This is a genomic window from Acidobacteriota bacterium, assembly GCA_016712445.1.
GTDB lineage: Bacteria > Pseudomonadota > Alphaproteobacteria > Caulobacterales > Hyphomonadaceae > Hyphomonas.
In genome coordinates this window covers 24,472-42,450 of the sequence record JADJRB010000003.1, presented here as the reverse complement: position 1 = coordinate 42,450, position 17,979 = coordinate 24,472, and the positions used below count along the sequence as shown (strand labels likewise).

The following is a 17,979-nucleotide window of genomic DNA, read 5'->3' as shown; positions in this document are numbered from 1 at the left end:
GGCCTGTTCCACGCTCCGCTGAATATTGTATTGCGATAAATCAACATATCGTATAACGATAAATTCCAAGTATCGAATCTAGGGCTCAGGTATGATCAGACACGCGGCCCGCTTTCCATTGATCGCCGTCGCTGCGCTTCCCTTGCTGGCCGGTATTGCTCATGCCGACAATCTGAAAGCCTTGCCGGGCTCGCCGCTCTGGATGCACCTTGGCGCCGACGCCTTGCTGTACGCGCACATCGGCGGCGGCGCGCTTGGCCTCCTGTCCGGCGCGGTCGCTGTCGCCGCGCCAAAAGGCAAGGCGCTGCACCGCGCTGCCGGCGGCGTGTTCTTTCTCTCGATGTTGGTCACCTATGCCATCGGGGCGGGCGTCGCGCCGTTCCTCGAAACCGGGCAGCGTCCGAATTTCGTTGCCGGTGTGATGGCGCTCTACCTTCTGGTCACCGGCTGGATGACGGCCCGCCAACGCGTCGAGACACGGGCCGGCGCCGCCCAGTATGCCGGTCTGGCAATCGCGCTCGCGCTCATCGCCGCCGGCGCAACGTTCGCCTGGATGGGATCGCAAAGTGACACCGGCACGATCGACGGATCGCCGCCGCAGGCCTTCTACCTCTTCATGATTGCCGGCACCTTTGCGGCTGCGGGCGAGCTGCATGTCATCCTGAGAGGCGCAATCCGCGGCGCGGCCCGCACGGCGCGGCACCTCTGGCGGATGTGCTTCTCGATGTTCATCGCCTCGGGCTCGCTGTTCTTCGGCCAGCCGCAAGTGTTTCCGCAATGGTTCCACGACACGACCCTGCCGCTATGGCTCGGCGTTGCACCGGTTCTGGCGATGCTCGCCTGGCTGGTGATCGTCCGTATGCCGCGCAGGCGGCGCGTGGCCGCTACCGCCTGAAGCAGTCCGCCGCGCGTTGCATCCAGCGGATCACCTCGTCCTTCTGTTCCAGCGGTGACTTGCCGTTGCGCACGAGGATCAGGTCCAGCTCCGGCACCAGCACGGTGTATTGGCCCTCGTATCCGTTGGCCGAGAAACTGCCCGGGCCGGCAAGGCCGAGCCACCAATGCGCACCATATCCGAAGGCCTCAGTGGCCGGCACCGGGGTTGGGGTGCGGGCATAGTCAACCCAGCCTTCCGGCAGGATCCGCCGGCCGTCCCAAACGCCGTCCCTCATGTAGAGCAGGCCGAAGCGGGCAAAGTCCCGCGCCGTGCAGTAGCAGAACGACGAGCCTATGAACGTGCCCGCCGCATCGAACTTGGGCGCCGCCGACGACATGCCCAGCGGCTCGAAGAGTTCGCGGAACATGAACGACCGGAAGTCGTCGCCCGCCGCGCCGAGCGCGCGCGCGGCGCACCGCGCCACGATGTTGGTTGTCCCGCTGGCATAGCTCCAGTGCGTATCCGGCGTATGCGCCAGAGGCAGGCTGGCGGCATAGGCGGCAACATCGTCTTTGCCGGAGCCGAACAGCATCTCGATCACGTCCGACACACCGGCATCCACATAGTCCTCGGAGAACTTGAGACCGCTAGACATGCGCAGCAGCTGGTCGAGCGTGATGTGGCGGCGCGGATCGTCCGTGCCCTGCCATTCTGGCACATCCGCCGGCGCATGGATATTCAGCTTGCCCTCGCGCACCAGAATGCCGACCAGGGCCTGCGTCATGCTCTTTGCCTTTGACCAGGACGGATGCGTGCTGGTCTCGCCGAAACCGCGCCAATAGCGTTCCGCCACGATCTTTCCGCCCTGCACGGCGAGAAATGCGTGCGTCTCGCCAAGGCTCTCCGGGCCGGGGTCGCTGAAGGCAAAATCCAGCATCGGTTGCAGCCGGGCGCTGACCGCTGCAGTCAGCGGCGCTTCCGGCCAGACCAGCGTTGGCCATGAAACGCCTCTCGGTTGCGGCGGCAGCGCCAGCAGGGCGCTCACAGCTTGTAGACCTTCGACGCCGTGCCGCTGAACAGGGCGGTCTTCTCAGCTTCAGAATAGCCGGCGGCGATTTTCTTCAAGCCGTTCCACAGTGTGCGATAGCTGATCGAGAGCCGGTCGACCGGGAAATTGCTCTCGAACATGCAGCGCTGCGCGCCGAACACCTTGATCGCGTGATGGTACCAGGGCGCCTGCGCGTCGGCGAATTCGTCCGAGGTCGGAGGTTTGTCGCGCCCGGCCCAGCCGAAGCCGTTGTCGGGCATCGCCAGCCCGCCAAGCTTGGCATGGACGTTCTTGTTCTCGGCGACGGCGGCGATGTCATCCTTCCACTTCGCAAAGATCTCCGCGCGCTTGCCGGCATACTTTCCAACGCCAAGCGGCGTGCCGAAATGGTCGATGATCATCGTGGTCTGGGGCACGGCCTTGGCCAGCGCCGCATAGTCCGGGATCTGGTGATGGTAGATCCATGTATCGAAGGTCAGGCCTCGCTCGCCCAGCCGGGCAACTCCGCGCCGGAAATCCGGATCGGCAAACAGGCCGGCCGGCGCCCGGCCGGGGATGAGCAACGGCACACCCGTATCCGGCTCGAACGAGCCGGCATGCCGGATGCCCCGGAACAGACCCTTGGCTGCCGTCGTGTGTGCGTCGAGGATGGTGTCCAGATCGTCCCGGCGCAGGTCCGCATGCGCCACCAGCGCCGCGATCTGTGCCTTGCCCGGAGACTTCGCCGCTTTCGCGGAGGCCGCCGCAATGAACTCCGTCTCGCCGACGGGCTTCATGTGTTCCGGACCGTCGGCCCGGTAGGACGATCCGCATTCCATGAACACGGTCTTCGTCACATTGTGCCCGTCCTCGGTGTCCGACCACAGCTCCTCAAGGTCATAGGAAAGGTGCGGCTTCGGCCAGAGATGGTGGTGCGGGTCGACAATCTCGCGCGCCGGATCGATGACGTCCTCGCGCACCTGGCTCAGCCACTCCGTATTGTTGAACACCGCTTCCTCCTCGCTGCTTTTCTCGCGCCACTCTGGCAGGGCGGAAGGCGGCAGCGCAAGGATGGCAAGGTTGTCATTCTCCGCTTTCCTTCGCCCGTGAAGCCGGTAAGGTGCGCCCCAAAACAGAGGGCAGGGAGCGCCAGATGACCGAAAGAACCGAGACACCGGACCGGAAAGGTTACTGGCCGGCGGTGATCCGCCTCACGCTGACGCTGCTGGCCATCTGGTTTCTCGTCTCCTTCGGCGCCGGGATCATCTTCCGCGCCTTCCTCGACCAGTTCCAGATTGGCGGTGCGCCGCTCGGTTTCTGGTTCGCCCAGAATGGCGCGATCTATGTCTTCGTGGCGCTGATCTTCTACTACTGCGCCGCTATGAACCGGCTCGAGAAGAAATTCGGGATCGAGGGCTGAGCGATGGACTGGACGATCTTCTGGGTTGTCGCGACCTTCGCGACCTATATCGGCATCGCGATCTGGGCCCGCGCCGGCTCGACCAACGACTTCTACGTCGCTGGCCACGGCGTTCACCCCGTGGTCAATGGCATGGCGACCGCCGCCGACTGGATGAGCGCGGCCTCCTTCCTCTCGATGGCCGGCCTGATAGCCGGCATGGGATATGGCGGCTCGGTCTACCTGATGGGCTGGACCGGCGGCTATGTCCTGCTGGCGCTGCTGCTCGCCCCGTTCCTGCGCGAATTCGGCAAGTTTACCGTGCCTGACTTTGTCGGCGACCGGTATTACTCGGACGCCGCGCGCCTTGTCGCCGTGATCTGCGCGCTGTTCGTCTCGTTCACCTACATCGCCGGCCAGATGTCCGGCGTGGGCATTGCCTTCTCGCGCTTCCTCGGCGTCGATTTCAACACCGGCATCTTCGCCGGCATGGGCATCGTCTTCGTCTACGCCGTGCTCGGCGGCATGAAGGGCGTCACCTACACCCAGGTTGCCCAATACGTCGTGCTGATCTTCGCTTACACCGTGCCCGCGATCTTCATCTCGCTGATGCTGACCGGCAATCCGGTCCCCCAGCTGGGCTTCCTGTCCAACATCAAGGGCGAGGATGTCTCGATGCTGCAGAAACTCGACCAGACCGTCCGCGACCTCGGATTCACCAGCTACCTCTCGTCCACCAAGACGAACTTCGACATCTTCTGCATCACCGCCGCGCTGATGTTCGGCACCGCCGGCCTGCCGCATGTCATCATCCGTTTCTTCACGGTGCCGAGCGTGCGCGACGCGCGCCTCTCTGCTGGCTGGGCGCTGGTCTTCATCGCGCTGCTTTACACGGTCGCCCCGGCGGTCGCCTCGTTCGCGCGCCTGAACATCATCCAGTCCGTCAACGAGACCACCTATGTTCCGCCTGCGGAGCATGACGCTGCAAGCGCTGCGCTGGCCGAGGCGGGCGAAACGCCAAGCCCCGCCTGGTTCGCGAACTGGGAGACCACCGGCCTCGTCGCCTTCGACGACCTGAACGGCGACGGCAAGATGCAGATCCGCGGGCCCGCCGCCCCGGACGGGCTCGCCAACGAAGTCACCGTCAACAACGACATCTACGTGCTCGCCAACCCCGAGATCGCGCAGCTGCCGGACTGGGTGATCGGCCTCGTTGTCGCGGGCGGGCTCGCCGCAGCCCTGTCGACGGCAGCCGGTCTCCTGATGGTCATCTCCTCCGCGATCAGCCACGATCTTTGCCGGCGCACCTTCTTCAAGGACATGTCCGACAAGGCCGAGCTGCGCGTCGCGCGCCTGGCCGCCGCCGGCGCCGTGGTCGCCGCCGGCTTCATGGGCATCTTCTCGGCGCAGATGGCTTTCGTCGCACAGGTCGTCGCCTTTGCTTTCGGTCTGGCAGCGGCCTCGCTGTTCCCGGCGATCCTGCTGGGCATCTTCTGGAAGCGCATGAACCGGGAAGGCGCGATTGCATCGATGCTGGCCGGCCTCATCCCGACCTTCGCCTATATCTGGCACTTCAAGATCGGCGCCGGAAAGGCGGCAACGGCGCAGGACTGGTTCCTCGGCGTCTCGCCCGAGGGCATCGGTTTCGTGTTCATGCTTGGCGCGATCCTCGTCGGTGTTGTGGTTTCCCTCGCGACAAAGGCGCCGCCGCAGGACATTCAGGATCTGGTCGAGGACATCCGGATTCCGGGCAAGCGCGAACGCCATGGCATTGCAGACTCCGGCATGGCCCCGGTAGACTAGGGCCAGCAAAACAAGTCAGGCGCCTTCCATGACCGACACGTCGAAAACCTATCCCGTTCCCGAAGCCTTTGCCGCAGCGGCCAATCTCACGCCGGAGAAATACCGGGAGATGTACGCCGCCTCGATCGCCGATCCCGAAGCCTTCTGGGGCGAGCAGGGCAAGCGGCTGGACTGGATGACACCCTACACCAAAGTCAAGGACGTCTCCTGGGAGACCGGCGACCTGCACGTGCGCTGGTACCATGACGGCGTGCTCAACGTGTCCGCCAACTGCCTCGACCGCCACCTCGAAAAGCGCGGCGACAAGGCCGCGATGATCTGGGAAGGCGACGCCCCCGGCGAGACCTACACGATTACGTACCGGCAGATGCACACCGCCGTCTGCAAGTTTGCCAACGTGCTGAAGGAACTCGGCGTCAAGAAAGGCGACCGCGTCACCATCTACATGCCGATGATCCTCGAGGCGGCCTACGCCATGCTCGCCTGCGCGCGCGTTGGCGCAGTGCACTCGGTCGTCTTCGGCGGCTTCTCGCCGGACGCGCTCGCCGGCCGCATCACCGACTGCGCCTCCGAAGTGCTGATCACCGCCGACGAGGGCCTGCGCGGCGGCAAGACCGTGCCGCTGAAGGCAAACGCCGACCGCGCGGCCGAGATTGCCGGTGGCATGGTCAAGAAGATGCTCGTCGTCCAGCGCACCGGCGCCGACGTGAACATGAAGGAAGGGCGCGACCACTGGCTGCATGAGATCGGCGCCAATGTTTCCGCCGACTGCCCGCCCGAGCCGATGAATGCCGAAGACCCGCTGTTTATCCTCTACACGTCCGGTTCGACCGGAAAGCCTAAAGGCGTGCTGCACACGACCGGCGGCTATCTCGTCTGGGCCTCTATGACGCATGAATACGTCTTCGACCTGAAGGAAAACGACGTGTTCTGGTGCTCGGCGGATGTCGGCTGGGTCACCGGCCACACCTATATCGTGTACGGACCATTGGCCAACGGCGCGACCAGCCTGATGTTCGAAGGCGTGCCGACCTATCCGGATGCCAGCCGCTTCTGGAAAGTCTGCGACCATCACAAGGTCACCATCTTCTACACCGCCCCGACCGCCATCCGCGCCCTGATGCGCGAAGGCGAAGGCCCGGTGAAGAAAACCCGGCGCACCTCGATTCGTCTCCTCGGTACAGTCGGCGAGCCGATCAACCCGGAAGCGTGGGAATGGTATTTCCATGTCGTCGGCGAGGGCCGGTGCCCCATCGTCGATACCTGGTGGCAGACCGAAACCGGCGGCACGCTGATAGTGCCCCTGCCGAACACCACAGTCATGAAACCCGGCGCCGGATCGCATCCATTCTTCGGCGTGAAGCCGATGCTGGTCGATGCCGAGGGCAAGGAACTGCACGGCGCAGCCGACGGCAACCTCTTGATCACCGACAGCTGGCCCGGCCAGATGCGCACCGTGTACGGAGACCACCAGCGCTTCATCGACACCTATTTCACAGCCTATCCCGGCTACTACTTCACCGGCGATGGCTGCCGGCGCGACGAGGATGGCTTCTACTGGATCACGGGCCGCGTCGACGATGTGATCAACGTCTCCGGTCACCGGATGGGCACCGCCGAAGTCGAAAGCGCCCTCGTCAGCCACGACGCCGTCGCTGAGGCGGCGGTCGTCGGCTATCCGCACGACATCAAGGGGCAGGGCATCTACGCCTACGTTACCCTCGTCGCCGGATGCGAAGCGAACGACGCTCTGCGCAAGAACCTGGTCCAGCACGTCCGCAATGAAATCGGCCCGATCGCGTCGCCGGACCTGATCCAGTTCGCCCCCGGCCTGCCGAAAACCCGCTCGGGCAAGATCATGCGCCGCATCCTGCGCAAGATCGCGGAGAACGAGTTCAGCGCGCTTGGCGACACGTCAACGTTGGCCGATCCCGAAGTTGTCACCGACCTGATCGAGAACCGGCAGAACCGCTAGACCGCTGGCAGGTCGACCGTGAACTTCGCGCCGCCGTCTGGCTTGTTCTCCGCCCAGACCTTGCCGCGGTGCGTGGCGATGATCTGTTTCACGATGGAGAGGCCGAGGCCGGAGTTGTTGCCGAAAGCTGTGCCCTTGGGACGGTCCGTGTAGAAACGGTTGAAGATCGTCTCCAGCTTGTCCGGCGGGATGCCGGGGCCGGAATCCTCCACCGTCAGGCGCGCGATGGTGCGGGGGCCTTCGTTGGTCTGGTCAAGGCGCACTTCCACGGTGGTGCTCGCTGGCGAGAAGGAGCGCGCATTGTCGATCAGGTTGCGCAGCACCTGGCCCAGCGGCCCCTCGCGGCCGCGCACGATCAGGCGCGCCCCCATGGTCGCATCGGTGAAGGACACATGCACCGCCGTCTCGCTGTCGCCGATGCCTTCATAGGTGCGCACGACGTCGCGCACGAAGCGGGCAATGTCGATCTGTTCGCTGGGCAAGCGTGTCATCTCGGCTTCAAGGCGCGAGGCATTCGAGATGTCCGTGATCAGACGGTCGAGCCGCTTCACGTCGGAAGTGATCACCTGGCGCAGGCGAGTGGCCGCGTCCGGATCCTTCACGCGCTCCAGCGTCTCCACCGCCGAGCGGATGGAGGTCAGCGGGTTCTTCAACTCGTGCGCCACGTCGGCGGCGAATTGCTCGTTCGCCTCGATGCGCTCCAGCAGGGCGTCGGTCATGCTCTGGATCGAGGAAGCAAGGTCGCCGATCTCGTCGGTGCGCTGCGTCAGGACAGGCACGTCGATCCGGTCAGAGGCGCCGGACTTGATACGGTCTGCCGCCAGTGCGAGACGTCGCAGCGGGCGGGCGATACCCAGCGTCAGCATCACGGACGTGATGAACGCCATCAGCACTGCGACGCCAATGAAGGGCACCAGCGCCACCCGTTCGGCGCGGATGATCTCGTCGATATCGCTTGCCTCAAGCACCAGCACGCCGACGACCGCCGACACGCGCTGCACCGGCATCGACACCGAGATGACCCGGTTGCCCCGGTCGGAGAAGCGCTGGCTGGCGGCCTGACCACCGAGGGCGGCAATCTCGAACTCTTCCTCGAAACTCTGCGTGCGGAGCGCTTCCGAACTGCGCCGCGGGGAGAAGAAGTCGAACGCATCGCTTGACCATTCCGACAGGTCGCGTCCGGTGCGCGCCAGCCAGCCGGGTTCGCTGAGCGGGGGCAGGGCGGTGACGTCCACCCGTTCTGAAAGGTAATAGCTGTCACCGATCAGTTCGCCGTCCGGCGTGAAGATGCGCGCGCGCACGCGCTCGGGCAGGTTCAGGCGCTGCAGCGTCTGGCGCGCGGCGTCTGCATTGAGGCCCGGCTCCGGGGTCGTGGCGTCATCGGACAGGAGGCTCGAGAAGATTTGCGCCTGCGCTTCGAGGTCCTGCTTCTTCGAGGCGACGAAGCCCGCGCGCATTTCGTTCAGCACCATTGCGCCAATGATCAGGATCGCAAGGCCGGCGAGGTTCGAGGCAAAGATCAGCCGCGCAATGCGCGAGCCGAGGATGGTGGGATTGCGCCGCGTGGCACGCCGGCGGGGGGCTTTCGGTTCTGCCATGGCCCTGTCCCCCCGTCCGGTCGCCGCGCCTCAGGCGTCGGCAGCGACGCGCATCGTCACGATGCGGTCGGGGTTGCGAGGCGGCTCGCCTTTCGCCAGCGCGTCGATGGCATCCATGCCTTCGGTCACCTTGCCCCACACGGTGTACTGGCGGTTGAGGAACGAGGCGTCGCCAAAGCAGATGAAGAACTGGCTGTTGGCCGAATGCGGCTGGTTGGTGCGGGCCATCGAGCAGACGCCGCGCACGTGCGGCTCGGCGTTGAACTCGGCCTTGAGGTTCGGATATTTCGAGCCGCCCGTGCCGGTGCCGTGCGGGCAGCCGGTCTGCGCCATGAAGCCGTCGATCACGCGGTGGAACAGGATGCCGTCATAAAACCCCTCACGCGCGAGTTCCTTGATGCGCTTGACGTGTTCCGGCGCGAGGTCCGGGCGCAGCTCGATCGTCACCTTCCCCTTCGAGGTCTCCAGCAACAGCGTGTTTTCGAGATCAGACATCCGGTAACTCCTTCGTTTCTTTCTGTAATGTAGGGATCAGGCCCTTGGCTATTCAATCACGGGTCTGGCGGCAAGCTTGGCCTGCATGTATTGTCCCGCCTGCAACAAGGCAGGAGCGGGCCGTATTGGCAGAGATTGTGGGCAATTGTCTGGCGGTCGTCCTCGGCGCCACAAGTGTGCTCTACCTGCTCTGGGCGGCAGGGCTTACCTTTCCGTTTGCCAACGAACAGTCGCTCGCCCGCTCCCTGATCGGCCGGCGCGGCATCACCCGCATCCCCTCGCGGGCCACGTTTGTCTATCTCGCCGTCCTCTTCCTCGTGGCGGCCACTGCGGCGTTCATGCTCGGCGGCTTCAGCGAGCATGTGCCCCGCGCCAAGCCGTTCCTGGCGCCCGTCGGCCTGCTGCTGACGCTGGTTTTCCTCGGCCGGGGCGTCGCCGGCGTGCTGCCGGCGTTCGAGCGCGCGGCGCCTGAACAGCCTTATCTCTCGCTGAACCGGCGCATCTATTCGCCGCTCTGCGTGCTTGCGGGCCTCGCTTTCCTGTTCCTCACGGTGGCGCTTCCCAACTGGACCTGGCGCTTCAGCCAGCTGTTTGGCTGAGCCGTTCCGGAAACATCGCCAGCCAGTCTTCAGCCGTCTGCCCGTCATCGCCGGGCGCCTGCATCATCGCACGGAAATTCCAGTGGTTGAGCCGCGTGTCTATCTTTGAATCGGCGGCGGCAAAGGCGCGCGGAATGCCGCCGCCGGTGAGGAAGCCCGCAGCTTTCACGAGATCCGAGCGGTCGTAGGACGCTGGGCTCGCATCGACATGCAACACCAGCGCGGCGGAAGGGGGCCGGCCGTCGCGCGCCGTGATGCGCGAGACGGGCTTGGCCACGGGGTCGGCGCCGATCAGGAACAGGGCGGCGTCCACCACCCGCGCCGCTTTCAGCACCGTGTCGGCGCCCCAGCTGTGGCCGATCAGGGCAACCGGATGCCCGTGCGCCGACAAGTCCCGTGCAAGCCATCCGGCCGCCGTGATCTTCCAGTGGGGCAGGTAGTGTACATCGCGCCGTCCGCGCATCTTTTCACGGCGCAGTTCGGCATAGGAAAGAACGAGGCGGGAGCTCTCATCTCCCGCCCCGCCGATGTAGATCTCCGAGGGAAGGCTATTCCGTATAACGGTAGCCGACGCCGTAGAGCGTTTCGATGGCATCGAACTCGTCCGTCACTTCCCGGAATTTCTTGCGCAGGCGCTTGATGTGGCTGTCGATCGTGCGGTCGTCGACATAGATCTGGTCGTCGTAAGCGGCGTCCATCAGCTGGTCGCGGCTCTTCACATAGCCGGGGCGCGAGGCGAGGGCCTGCAGGATCAGGAACTCGGTCACCGTCAGGCGCACGGTCTTGCCGTCCCACGTGCAGGCGTGGCGGTTCGGGTCGAGCACCAGCTTGCCGCGCACGATCGGCTTGGAGTCGCCTTCCTCGGGGCCGGCCACACCGCCGCGGGCGCGCCGCAGCACGGCCTTCACGCGCTCGGCCAGCAGCCGGTTGGAGCAGGGTTTGCGCACGAAATCGTCGGCGCCGATGTTGAAGCCGATCACTTCGTCGATCTCTTCATCCTTCGAGGTCAGGAAGATCACCGGCAGCTCGGAAGTCTGGCGCAGGCGGCGCAGCAGTTCCATCCCGTCCATCTTCGGCATCTTCACGTCGAGGATGGCGATGTCCGGCGGCGACTCGGTGAGGGCAGGCAAGGCAGCTTCGCCGTCATGATAGGTGCGCACCTGGTAGCCTTCGGCTTCGAAAAACATCTTGAGCGAAGCCACGATGTTCTCGTCGTCGTCCACCAGTGCCAAAGTCGTCATTGCCTTGTCCTTCTCCGCGAGCCGGCAGGATGTGGTCGCTTCGGCCCGATTTGCAAAAGGTTCAATCACAGCTCGGTTCATTTCAAAAGCCCTCCAATGGTGGAGCTTCAACAAAATCAACGGAGTGCGGCGGGCATTTGCGCGGATTGAGGCGCTCTTGCGATTCATTGCGGCGGATTGCGCCGCAAGTGTGAAGGGTGGGGCGAGTCCGGGCGGCCGGATTTGTCGCGCAAGTTTGGGCTTCTGCAACCAAATCTGTCCCGCCTTGAGATTTTCAGCGTGTCATCCTGGCGACAGCCGGGCGCCGGAACACCTTGCACGACTTGAATTTACGGGTCCCGGCCTTCTCCGGCATGACAAGGACCTGCAGATTTTTGCGCCTTTCCAATCCGGCCGGGTCCTCACCGGGGTTATTCTCCTGCCATGCGTGAGGCGAAGGAGGTGGAAGCCAGCCCTCACGCGGGTCCGGCGGCGGCGGGAAATTCCGTGGCCGTTGGAAGCGGATGGGATGACGTGCCTCGCGGCCGCGGGGACACTGACTACCCCTCATACACCACGACACGTCCCCGGACCTATGGGCACCGCCCATCCGCAGGACCCGAAACTGACCCAAAACCGGAAGGCAACCGCCTGTCCGGCTTTCGGTGTTCTCTTCGGCGCCCCCGGCGCCTGTTGGCTCAATGCGCGGCTGCCCACGTCTTTGCCGCCTTCGCGTCCACCACCAGCGGCACCGACAGCTTCAGCGCCGGGCCATCGGCGCTGGCCATCGTGTCCTGAGCGACCTTGATCAGGGCCGGCGCTTCCTTCTCGGGGCATTCGAAGATCAGCTCGTCATGCACCTGCAGCAGCATGCGACCCGTCAGCCCCGCCTCGACCAGCGCTTGCGGCATGCGGATCATCGCGCGCTTGATGATGTCGGCGGCGGTGCCCTGCAACGGCGCGTTGATGGCCTGGCGTTCGGCGAAGGCGCGCGACGGCCCCTTTGCCTTCATGTCCGGCAGGTTGATCTTGCGGCCGAAAGCCGTGCGCACATAGCCGGTTTCGTGGGCGAAGGCCTTGGTTTCGTCCATGTACTGACGAATGCCGGGAAAGCGTTTGAAGTATTCCTTGATATAAGCGGCCGCTTCAGCTTGCGGGATGCCGAGCTGGCGGGCGAGGCCAAAGCCCGAGATACCGTAGATGATGCCGAAATTGATCGCCTTCGCTTGCCGGCGCACCATCGGGTCCATGCCTTCCACCGGCACGCCGAACATTTCACTGGCAGTCATCGCGTGAATGTCGAGGCCGTCCTTGAAGGCCTTCTTCAGCGCCGGGATGTCCGCCATATGGGCGAGAATGCGAAGCTCGATCTGCGAATAGTCGGCAGAGACGAGCACGTTGCCCTCCTCGGCAATGAAGGCTTCGCGGATCTTGCGGCCTTCTTCCGTCCGTACCGGGATGTTCTGGAGGTTCGGGTCGGTCGAGGCGAGCCGGCCGGTCTGCGCGCCGGCCATCATGTAGCTCGTATGCACCCGGCCGGTATCCTTCTTGATCGCCGCCTGCAGCGCTTCGGTATAGGTCGAGCGCAGTTTCGACAGCATCCGCCAGTCGACAATCGTGCGGGGCAGGGCATGACCCTCGGCCGCGAGACCCTCCAGCACGTCTGCGTCCGTCACCCAGGCGCCAGTCTTGGTCTTCTTGCCGCCCGGAATGTTCATTTCGTCAAACAGGATTTCGCCGAGCTGTTTGGGCGAGCCGATATTGAATTCGCGCCCCGCCTGCTCGTAGGCCTGCGCTTCGAGGCCGGCCATACGCTGCGAGAAATCGGCCGAGAGTCGAGACAGCAGGTCCCGGTCCACCTTCACGCCTGCCTGTTCCATCGCCGCCAGCACGGGCACCAGCGGGCGCTCCAGCGTCTCGTAAACGGTCGTCACTTCCTCTGTTCGAAGGCGCGGCTTCAGGACCTGCCAAAGGCGCAGCGTGACATCGGCGTCCTCGGCGGCGTATTCGGTCGCCTTGTCGAGCGCCACCTGCGCGAAGGTCTTCTGTGTCTTGCCGCTGCCGGCGACATCCTTGAAGGCGATCGTCTTGTGGCCAAGGTAGCGTTCGGACAATTCGTCCATGCCGTGCGAGTGTACGCCGGCGTTCAGCGCGAACGAGATCAGCATCGTATCGTCGATGGGGGCAACGTTCACCTTGTGCCGGGCGAACACGCTGAGATCGTACTTTATGTTCTGGCCGATCTTCAGCGTGGCTGGATCTTCCAGCATCGGCTTCAGCGCCTTGATCGCATCGGCCATCCGGATCTGGCGCGGCGGGTCGGCGCCGAACATGTCGCCGTCACCCTTCGCATCCGGATCGACATGCGCCAGCGGAATGTAGCAGGCCTCGCCCGGCGCCAGTGCGAGCGAGACGCCGACCAATCCTCCGCCTACGGAATCCAGCGCGTCGGTCTCGGTGTCGACGGCCACCCAGCCCTGCGTCATCGCGCGGGCGACCCAGTCTTCCAGTGTCTTCAGGTCGCGGATGCAGACATAAGCGGCCCGGTCGATGGCGGCGGCTTCCGGCGGCGCAGCTTCGAGGGCGCCTTCCTTCTCCATTTGCTCGCGCACCCGGCGGGTGATCGTGCGGAACTCCATTTCCTCAAGGAAGGGAAGCAGGATTTTCGGGTCCGGATCCTGCACCGCCAGGTCTTCCAGCGATATCTCGACCGGCACATCATCTTTCAGCGTCACGAGCCGCTTCGAGATCAGCACCTGTTCGGCGAAGGTCTGCAGCGTTTCGCGGCGCTTCGGCTGCTTGATCTCGCCCGCGCGCTCCAGCAGCGCTTCGACGGTGCCGTATTCGGAGAGCAGCTGCGCTGCGGTCTTGATGCCGATGCCGGGCGCGCCCGGCACGTTGTCCACGCTGTCGCCCGCGAGTGACTGCACGTCCACAACCAGTTCCGGACCGACTCCGAATTTCTCGATCACGTCCTCGCGCCCGAGCAGCTTGTTCTTCATCGGATCGAGCATCAGCACCTTGTCGGAGACGAGCTGCATCAGGTCCTTGTCCGACGAGACGATGGTGACCCGCGCGCCTTTGGCTTCGGCCTGGCGGGCATAGGTGGCGATCAGGTCGTCGGCCTCGTAGCCATTGAGTTCCACCGCATGGGCCGCAAAGGCAATCGAGGCCTGCCGGACGAGAGGAAATTGCGGCACAAGTTCTTCCGGTGTCTCTGCGCGGTTCGCCTTGTAGGCGGGAAAGAAGTCATTGCGGAACGTCTTGGCCGAAGCGTCGAAGATGCACGCAAAATGCGTCGGCCGCTCAGCGCCCTTGAGGTCTTCCAGCAGCTTGAACAGCATGTTGCAGAAACCCGAGACCGCCCCGATCGGCAGGCCATCGGACTGACGCGTCAGCGGGGGCAGGGCATGGAACGCGCGGAAGATGTAGGCGCTCGCATCAATCAGGTAGAGATGGCTCTTGTCGTTGACTGGGGCCGTGGCCATGGGCGATTCCTCTGTGCTGCAGAGGGGTTTAGCTTCATCCCTGCGAGAAATCACCCTTTGCCACGTTACGTCGATTTATCGATTCGGCATATTCCGGCCCGGGCGAAATGTGGTAGCTTTGTGGCATGCAACGTGACCTCGCCTTCGATGAAGCCGTGGCCCTAGCTCCGCCGGTGCAGAAGCCCGCGCTCAAGGCGCCCTGGCATCTCTACCTGATCGGTACGCTCGCCGTGCTGTGGAATGCCGTCGGAGTCTTCGATTTCCTCGCCACGGCGACGCAGTTCCCGCCCTATATGGAGCGGTTCCCCGAAGCTGCGCGCCAGTATTGGGAAACCCAGCCGGTCTGGGTCTTCGGTGTCTGGGCGATGTCGGTGTTTGCGTCGCTGATCGGGTCGATCCTGATCATCCGCCGCGAGGCCCTCGCCGTGCGTGTGCTGGCAGTGGCCACCACAACGACCATATTCGCGATGGCGCTGAGCTATGCCCGCCCGGCGCCGGACGGCGATGCCACACGCGTGTTCGCCGTGTGCATCATCGTCGTGTCGCTGCTGATCCTGAACTACGCCTACCATCAGGCCAAACGCGGCGTGCTGCGCTGACCTCTCTTCTTCTGCGAGGCCGATTGGAGACGCGCGTGAAGCGGCGTAGTCTTCTCGCAAACGGGACGGGAGGCCCCAATGACTGACGATACCAACGCACCGGCGAAGCCCGGCTGGCATTTCTGGCCGGTCGGCATCCTCGGATCGCTCTGGAATGCATTCGGCTGTTTCGACTTCACCATGACGGCCACGCGCAACGAAGCCTACCTCAAGCCCTATCCGCCGGAACTCCTGCAGTACTGGTTCAACATGCCGTGGTGGACCTGGGGCATCTGGGCGGTGGGCGTGTTCGGCGGCCTTGCAGGCACGGCGGCGCTGCTGATGCGGAAGTCGGCGGCGGTCACCCTGCTGGCGGCTTCGTTCCTTGCGGCGCTGTTCAGCATGATCATCGGCGCAACGGCGACCGATGCACCGAAGATGGAAGGCGCCGAAATCATGCCTTTGGTCATCATCGGCATCGCGTTCCTGCTGCTCGCGTATGCCTATTGGCAAAACCGGCGCGGTGTCTTGCGCTGACGGCATTTCGCTCTAGCGTTCCTCCCAACGAAACCGGGAGGACGCCATGACGAACGAGATGAACAAGACCTGGGTGCTGCGCAAGCGCCCCGTGGGCGACCTGAAGGAAGGCGATCTCGAACTCGTGGAGAGCCCGCTCGTGCCGCTGGCCGATGGCGAGGTGCGCGCGAAGACGATCTACCTCTCGCTCGATCCGACCAACCGGATCTGGATGAGCGACATGGATGCCTACCTGCCGCCGGTGCAGATCGGCGACCCGATGCGTGGCGGCGGACTGAGCATCGTCACGGAGAGCCGCTTCGACGGCCTCGCGCCGGGTGACATCGTGAACACCGGCCTTGCGGGCTGGGCGATCTACAACACGCTGCCGGGCGCCTCGCTCGCCAAGTTGCCCCGCCTGCCGGGCGTGCCGCTCACCGCCTATATGGGCCCGCTCGGCGCCACCGGCATGACGGCGTATTTCGGGCTGATGGATATTGCCAAGCCGAAGGCAGGAGAGACGGTTGTCGTCTCCGCAGCGGCCGGCGCGGTCGGCTCGATGGTCGGGCAGATCGCCAAGATCCAGGGCTGCCGCGTCGTCGGCATTGCCGGCGGGGCGGAGAAGTGCCGCTGGCTGACAGAGGTCGCAGGCTTCGATGCCGCGATCGATTACAAGAGCGAGGATGTCGGCAAGGCGCTCGACAAGCATTGCCCGAACGGCATCGACATCAACTTCGAGAATGTCGGCGGCAAGATCATGGACGCCGTAATGGCGCGCCTGAACGATTTCTCGCGCATGCCGCTTTGCGGCCTGATCTCGACCTATAACGACACGGCGCCGGCGCCTGGGCCGTACAACTTTGCCAACCTGCTGATGCGGCGCACGCTGGTGAAGGGCTTCATCGTGATCGACTATTTCCCGCGCTTCCCGGAAGGCATCCAGCAGATGGCGATGTGGCTGATGGAGGGGAAACTGAAGTTCGAGACGGACATTGTCGACGGCTTCGAGAAGGCGCCCTCGAGCCTCTCGCGCCTGTTCGAGGGCAAGAACCTGGGCAAACTGGTCGTGAAGGTCAGCGACGAACCCGCCTGAGCACGGTTCAGGTTGCGTTCAGGCGCTGGGGCCACACAATAACTCCAAGGGAATCGGGGTCTTGCGGGGTGCTGGGATGATGAAACTTGTGGGCGCGAAGGCGCGACTTCTGCTTGCGGGCGCAGGGGCCTTGGCGCTGGCGGGATGCGAGACGGCGGACCTCGAGGCGTTTGCCGCCGGGCTCGACATAGCGGCGGAAGAACTCTCCATCACCATGACGATGACGCCCCAGTATGGCTGCGACTACAACACCAATGGCTACCTCGTCTGCGACGATACCGGCGATGGCTATGCCGACCGGTACGGCGATCCGGCCTGGGATTATGTTCCGGCCTACTATTCGGGCCCGCCCGTGCGCATCAACGACTACGGCGAGGCTTACCAGTATGAAGGCGGCTGTGACTGCTGGCGGCGGGAGCCGTCGCTGGACACGTATCCCGAGTGAAGCGGTCAACGGCGTCCGCCGTCTTGCGCCCGGCGGGGCGGCCTGATCTTATGAAGGCCGTGTAACGGGTTCCCGGGGAGTCGCCGATGCGGTTGCCACGTCTGTTGGTTACAGTCCTTGCCCTGGCGATCAGCTGGGCTGGCCCGGCGATGGCTGAGGAGGGCGCGCCCGAGGCCGGCTTTGGCAACTGGGCAGTTGGCATCCTCGCGGCCGACTGGCGCGACAGCCAGGGCAAGCCGATCGAAGCATTCGAAAATGCGCGCGTGGCCCTGACGACGGCATTCGAATCGGTCGGGTTCAGGGCGGAGAACATCGCCGCCCTTTCCCTGCGCCCGAACGCGACGAACGGCCGGGCGCTTGCGTCCGACATCGCCTTTGCCTCGATCGCCGCCAAGGCCAAGACCGCACAGGATGGCTGCCTGCTGTATTTCACCTCGCATGGCTCGCCCGACGGCATGGTGCTCGGCCGCGAAGGCCTGCTGCCACCCGCGCGGCTCAATTCGCTGGTCGATCAATGGTGCGGCGAGCGGCCGACCGTGGTCGTGGTGTCGGCCTGCTATTCCGGGGTGTTCGTGCCGGCCTTGTCGCGGGCGAACCGGATGGTGCTGACCGCCGCACGGCCGGACCGGTCATCCTTCGGCTGCCATGCCGACGCCGACTATCCTTACTTCGATGCCTGCATCCTGGAATCGCTGCCGGCAGCAGACGACTTCGTGGACCTTGCCAGCCGGACACGCCGGTGCGTGGCCTGGCGTGAGTATCAGGAGGGGCTGGCGCCCGCATCGGAGCCGCAGGTCGAAGTTGGCGCGGATGTCGAAGACCTTTTCATCTTCCAGAACTTCGAACACGCGCCGCCCTGAGGCGGT

Annotated in this window: 17 protein-coding genes; 10 read left to right on the top strand and 7 right to left on the bottom strand. The window is 64.5% G+C overall.

Translation table 11 applies throughout. The features are described from left to right. Positions 1-91 precede the first annotated feature (91 nt). Complete coding sequence (locus IPK75_16435) at positions 92-895, top strand: hypothetical protein (protein MBK8199935.1); 804 nt, start codon at positions 92-94, stop codon at positions 893-895. Here the strand turns inward: IPK75_16435 and IPK75_16430 are convergent. Next, complete coding sequence (locus tag IPK75_16430; GenBank protein MBK8199934.1) at positions 885-1,814, bottom strand: serine hydrolase; 930 nt, start codon at positions 1,812-1,814, stop codon at positions 885-887. The genes IPK75_16435 and IPK75_16430 overlap by 11 nt on opposite strands. A gap of 104 nt (positions 1,815-1,918) precedes the next feature. Then, the gene (locus tag IPK75_16425) at positions 1,919-2,914 is read right to left on the bottom strand and encodes an amidohydrolase family protein (GenBank protein ID MBK8199933.1); all 996 of its coding nucleotides are present in this window, start codon (positions 2,912-2,914) and stop codon (positions 1,919-1,921) included. Positions 2,915-3,057: 143 nt separating this feature from the next. On the opposite strand from IPK75_16425, the gene IPK75_16420 reads away from it, so the two are divergent. The 3 genes from IPK75_16420 to acs are packed head-to-tail and all read left to right on the top strand — an operon-like array spanning position 3,058 to position 7,081. Next, positions 3,058-3,324, top strand: coding sequence for a DUF4212 domain-containing protein (locus tag IPK75_16420; GenBank protein MBK8199932.1), 267 nt, complete (start codon positions 3,058-3,060; stop codon positions 3,322-3,324). A gap of 3 nt (positions 3,325-3,327) precedes the next feature. Beyond that, positions 3,328-5,106: a cation acetate symporter gene (locus IPK75_16415; protein MBK8199931.1), complete on the top strand. Its 1,779-nt coding sequence runs from the start codon at positions 3,328-3,330 to the stop codon at positions 5,104-5,106. Between the two features lie 28 nt (positions 5,107-5,134). After that, positions 5,135-7,081, top strand: a complete 1,947-nt coding sequence (gene acs, locus IPK75_16410) for an acetate--CoA ligase (GenBank protein MBK8199930.1) — start codon at positions 5,135-5,137, stop codon at positions 7,079-7,081. On the opposite strand, the gene IPK75_16405 is transcribed toward acs, so the two are convergent. After that, the gene (locus IPK75_16405; GenBank protein MBK8199929.1) at positions 7,078-8,679 is read right to left on the bottom strand and encodes a stimulus-sensing domain-containing protein; all 1,602 of its coding nucleotides are present in this window, start codon (positions 8,677-8,679) and stop codon (positions 7,078-7,080) included. The two genes, acs and IPK75_16405, sit on opposite strands and share 4 nt — an antisense overlap. 30 nt (positions 8,680-8,709) lie before the next feature. Further along, positions 8,710-9,174 carry a peptidylprolyl isomerase gene (locus tag IPK75_16400; GenBank protein ID MBK8199928.1) on the bottom strand — a complete coding sequence of 155 codons (465 nt, stop codon included), beginning with the start codon at positions 9,172-9,174 and terminating at the stop codon, positions 8,710-8,712. Between the two features lie 125 nt (positions 9,175-9,299). Here IPK75_16400 and IPK75_16395 point away from each other — a divergent pair, with 125 nt between their 5' ends. Continuing rightward, positions 9,300-9,773 (top strand): DUF3995 domain-containing protein, encoded by a 474-nt coding sequence (locus IPK75_16395; protein MBK8199927.1) that lies wholly within the window; start codon positions 9,300-9,302, stop codon positions 9,771-9,773. Here IPK75_16395 and IPK75_16390 read toward each other — a convergent pair. The 3 genes from IPK75_16390 to polA form a co-directional block, all read right to left on the bottom strand. Next, positions 9,754-10,236 (bottom strand): hypothetical protein, encoded by a 483-nt coding sequence (locus tag IPK75_16390; GenBank protein ID MBK8199926.1) that lies wholly within the window; start codon positions 10,234-10,236, stop codon positions 9,754-9,756. The genes IPK75_16395 and IPK75_16390 overlap by 20 nt on opposite strands. Before the next feature lie 85 nt (positions 10,237-10,321). Beyond that, complete coding sequence (locus tag IPK75_16385; GenBank protein ID MBK8199925.1) at positions 10,322-11,014, bottom strand: response regulator transcription factor; 693 nt, start codon at positions 11,012-11,014, stop codon at positions 10,322-10,324. A 677-nt stretch (positions 11,015-11,691) separates the two neighbouring features. Beyond that, complete coding sequence (polA, locus tag IPK75_16380) at positions 11,692-14,481, bottom strand: DNA polymerase I (GenBank protein ID MBK8199924.1); 2,790 nt, start codon at positions 14,479-14,481, stop codon at positions 11,692-11,694. A 125-nt stretch (positions 14,482-14,606) separates the two neighbouring features. Here polA and IPK75_16375 point away from each other — a divergent pair, with 125 nt between their 5' ends. The 5 genes from IPK75_16375 to IPK75_16355 all read left to right on the top strand — a co-directional run bounded on the left by IPK75_16375 (position 14,607) and on the right by IPK75_16355 (position 17,973). Beyond that, entirely contained in the window at positions 14,607-15,080 is a 474-nt protein-coding gene (locus IPK75_16375; protein ID MBK8199923.1) for a hypothetical protein, read from the top strand. Between the two features lie 78 nt (positions 15,081-15,158). Beyond that, the gene (locus IPK75_16370; GenBank protein ID MBK8199922.1) at positions 15,159-15,596 is read left to right on the top strand and encodes a hypothetical protein; all 438 of its coding nucleotides are present in this window, start codon (positions 15,159-15,161) and stop codon (positions 15,594-15,596) included. Positions 15,597-15,642: 46 nt separating this feature from the next. Then, on the top strand, positions 15,643-16,668 hold the full coding sequence (locus IPK75_16365) for an NADP-dependent oxidoreductase (protein ID MBK8199921.1): 1,026 nt from the start codon (positions 15,643-15,645) through the stop codon (positions 16,666-16,668). A gap of 76 nt (positions 16,669-16,744) precedes the next feature. After that, on the top strand, positions 16,745-17,113 hold the full coding sequence (locus tag IPK75_16360; protein MBK8199920.1) for a hypothetical protein: 369 nt from the start codon (positions 16,745-16,747) through the stop codon (positions 17,111-17,113). Positions 17,114-17,199: 86 nt separating this feature from the next. Further along, the gene (locus tag IPK75_16355) at positions 17,200-17,973 is read left to right on the top strand and encodes a peptidase C13 (protein ID MBK8199919.1); all 774 of its coding nucleotides are present in this window, start codon (positions 17,200-17,202) and stop codon (positions 17,971-17,973) included. The last annotated feature ends 6 nt before the right edge of the window (positions 17,974-17,979 follow it).